Below are 3703 nucleotides of genomic sequence, written 5' to 3'. Positions count from 1 at the left end.
TAATTATTACATGTCCTATATTTATTTTTATAATCATCTTAGACCTCATGGGTCTTTAAAGTATCTTACTCCTGATTTCGTTTTTTATCTTTTTAATGATAATTTCAATGATTTTATTTCGTCTTATAATTTTTCTGATTTTTTCGTTTCTGTGAAAAAATGAGATTTCCTTATTTTTTGTCTAATTTTCGGGGGTCAAGCCGGTTCCCAGCTGTATTACAGGCGCATATAATTTTCCTATATAATTTGCAAATGCTATATAGCCTCCCACTGTAAAACCTGAAAAGATTATATCTTTCCCAGCATATAATAATACTATTATTCCTGCTATTGCACTTATTAACGTTAATAATTCCATTCCTATTGAGTATAATACCCCTTGTTTTATTGCTGTCTTTACAAATTCTTTGTTATAATCTATATTCTTTTTGCTTTCTTTTTCTTCTATATTTAAATTTTTAACTTCTTCTATTCCACTTATACTTTCCTCTAATTTCCCATTCATTTTTGCACCTTTTTCCATTAATTCCATTGAAATTTTTGATATATTTCCCATAAATTTACCTGTTACTATATAATATAATGGCATTATTGCCAGCGCGATTAATGTCAGTTTTATATTATATTTCATCAATATATATAACACTATTATAAATTCTATTATACTTATCAATATTTTAAATGTTTGCTGTGAAAATAATATCTGTAATTTATCTGTTTCTCCCACTCTTGCCATTATATATCCCGTTTCTTTTCCTTCGAAAAAAGTCATTGGTAATTTTAATACTCTTTTTAATAGATTCTTTTTTATTTCAAATATTATACTCTGACTGCTGATTATAAATATTTTTGAGGTTATATAGTTCAATATGCTCTTTAATACGTATATCCCTATTAATATCATACAAACCTTTTTTAAATATTCATAGTCACCTGCCAATATCCCATTATCCATCGCTTCTTTGTAGTATTTTGCTGGCATTATTGATACATATGACAATATTATCATCATTGTCATCGATATCGTCAATCTTCCTCTATGTCCTTTGGTGTATTTATAGAGAAATCTTATGTTTCCCATTTCTTTCCTCCTGATTACCAAATTCATTTCTAAATTTTTTCTTTATTAAGAATAAGTGGTGTTAAGTATATTATTCCTGTTATCAGTAATATTCCAAATATTATGTAATACCATTCTGATATTATAAATATTTTTTTTATTTTTTCACCTTTACTGGCAAAAAAATAAATTAATAAAAATAGTACTATTCTTATTATAAATGGATTATCTAAAATCATAAGACTAATTCCCATAATAGCACTTATTACTGTCATCCAGATAGGTATTGTAAGCATTAATGTAATTAAATCAGAAACTGTTGGATATATTCCTGCAGCAAATGGATTTATTATTATTCCTATTGATATAATTAAAAATTCTACTCCTATTGTAAATATAAATAAAGCTATGATTTTACCTGCAAATACCTCTTTTATATCAAGTGGTGAAGATAATAAGTATAAAAGATTCTTATTCTTTTTTTCCTCATTAAAAGCTATCCATCCAAATATATATGGAATAAAAAAAGAAACTAATACACCTGCAGTAAAATATGGATTGTATATATGTTTTTCTCCTGAATGTATTGTTACTGCCCATATTATCATTGCTATAAAAAATAAATTTCTTTCTTTCTTTTTACGAAAGAATGTTTTTAATTCTTTTTCAATTATAGCCCACATTTTCTTCATCCTCCCTGACAATTGAGATATACATGTCTTCAAGTGTTACTTTTTCATCTTCTATTCTTTTTACATTAATTCTTTCTTTTCTAAATATTTCCAATATTTCATTTACTTTTTCTTCTGGTATAATTGTTGTTTTTTCATCAGATAGATTTATGTTGTTTTCTCTTATTATTCTTTCAGGTATTTTTTGACTAACTATAATTTTTACTTTATCTTCTATTTTTAATGCTTTTTTCATTTCTTTTAATGTTCCATCAACTATTACTTTCCCTTTTCTGAGAAATATTATTCTCGTACAGATCCTTTCTATATCAAATAAATCATGTGATGTTATTATCAATGATTTATCAGTTCCTTTAAAACCTTTCAAAAAATCCACTATATCTCTCCTGGCTTCAGGATCAAGATTTGATGTAGGTTCGTCCATTATTACTAATTCAGGATCATGCGATAATGAATTTAATATCGCAACCTTTTGCCTCATTCCTGCCGAAAGCTTTTTTATCAATGTTTTTTTCTTTTCTGCTAATTTCCATCTATCAATTAAATCCCAGATTTCATTATTGTTCTTCTTATATACTTTTTGCCAGAATTTTATATTCTCTTCTATTGTTAAATCATCATATAATCCTGGTGTATCCAGAACCATACCTATTTTATTCCTTTCTAATTTTTTTATGTTTTTTATGTCTTTTCCAAAGATTTCTATTTCACCTTCTGTTGGTTTTAACAAACCCAGTATTAATTTTATTAATGTGGTTTTTCCAGCACCATTTGGACCTATTATCCCTATTATCTCTCCTTTTCTTACTGAAAAATCCACTCCTTTTATTGCTTCTGTCCCACTATAATATCGCTTTTTTACTCCTTTGAATTTTATTATTTCCATATATATCCTCTCCTTTTATTTTAGTATTATCCAGAATAATGTTAATATAATTGAAATAACTATAAAATGTCTTAATTGGTTTTTAAATAATATTTTAAGCTCCTTTCTTTATATTCCATTCTTATTCTGAAAATATAATATATTACTGTAGCAACTATTATAATTAAGTAATACGCCCAACTCCATATTACTCTCCCTTTTTACATAATGATTTCCCATTCAATCTCTGACTTGTTTTTGCTTCTATTGCTCTACATTCAAAACATCCAAATCTATATATGCAATCTTTGCATTTTTCTATTTTTCCAAGATGCAGTTTCCAATATTTATCTATTTTATTCTCTAAAAATATTTCTTTAAGAGCATTTTCATTTTCTGCAACATCCCCAATTATTTCATTTTCCATTGCTGGGCAGGGCAATATTTTTCCTTCTGCATTCAATGTTATGGTTCCATTCAAACACGGATGATAATAATAATTATTCCAGAAAATTTCAGGTGATACTCGCATAAATAAATAATTCATAAAACTCTTATTATTTTCATCCAAAAGTTTTGAAATATATATCTTCGTTTTATATTTATTTATTATAATATCCAGCATATCTTTAATTTTAAATTCAGATATTTCTTCACTATCCTGTACAAAAGTTAATTCGAATTTTTTCGTATATTCTTTCATATAATTCAATGTTTTCATAAATAAAGAAAAATTTTTTTCGTTTTCACCATCAAAGATATCACTTGCAGAAAATGTGATATAGAAATTTATTTTTTTGTATATTTCTTTTTCTAATATTTTATTATTTCTAATATGTCTCCAATGGAGTAAAATCCAAATTTCTGGTTTTTTTTCACTATTTAAACATATATCTAATAAGTTTTCTGTATTAATATAAGAGAGAAGGTCCCCTCCATAAAATATTATGCTATGAACAGTGTAAATTCAATTTACAGAATATTGATTATAAGCTATTTCGAAAAAGGGCATCACCCCCACACTTGGTGTTGATTTACTTTTGTAGTATTATTATATTGTACCCAAAACTTATTGGAGGTGATACC

General features: G+C 26.1%; 4 protein-coding genes. All 4 read right to left on the bottom strand.

Annotated features, from left to right (window positions below; all coding sequences use genetic code 11):
* Positions 1–181 precede the first annotated feature (181 nt).
* Positions 182–1081: an ABC transporter ATP-binding protein gene (locus XO12_RS10895; RefSeq protein ID WP_175420321.1), complete on the bottom strand. Its 900-nt coding sequence runs from the start codon at positions 1079–1081 to the stop codon at positions 182–184.
* 29 nt (positions 1082–1110) lie between these two features.
* The gene (locus XO12_RS10890) at positions 1111–1743 is read right to left on the bottom strand and encodes a hypothetical protein (protein WP_175420320.1); all 633 of its coding nucleotides are present in this window, start codon (positions 1741–1743) and stop codon (positions 1111–1113) included.
* The gene (locus XO12_RS10885) at positions 1727–2638 is read right to left on the bottom strand and encodes an ABC transporter ATP-binding protein (protein ID WP_047266541.1); all 912 of its coding nucleotides are present in this window, start codon (positions 2636–2638) and stop codon (positions 1727–1729) included. Before XO12_RS10885 ends, XO12_RS10890 begins: the two co-directional genes overlap by 17 nt.
* Before the next feature lie 187 nt (positions 2639–2825).
* Positions 2826–3338, bottom strand: a complete 513-nt coding sequence (locus XO12_RS10880; RefSeq protein WP_175420319.1) for an SPASM domain-containing protein — start codon at positions 3336–3338, stop codon at positions 2826–2828.
* Positions 3339–3703: the final 365 nt, after the last annotated feature.

Origin of the sequence: Marinitoga sp. 1154, from assembly GCF_013363285.1 — a bacterium.
Classification (GTDB): Bacteria; Thermotogota; Thermotogae; order Petrotogales; family Petrotogaceae; genus Marinitoga.
The sequence above is the reverse complement of the archived record's forward strand: the minus strand, read 5'-3'. Positions and strand labels throughout refer to the sequence as shown.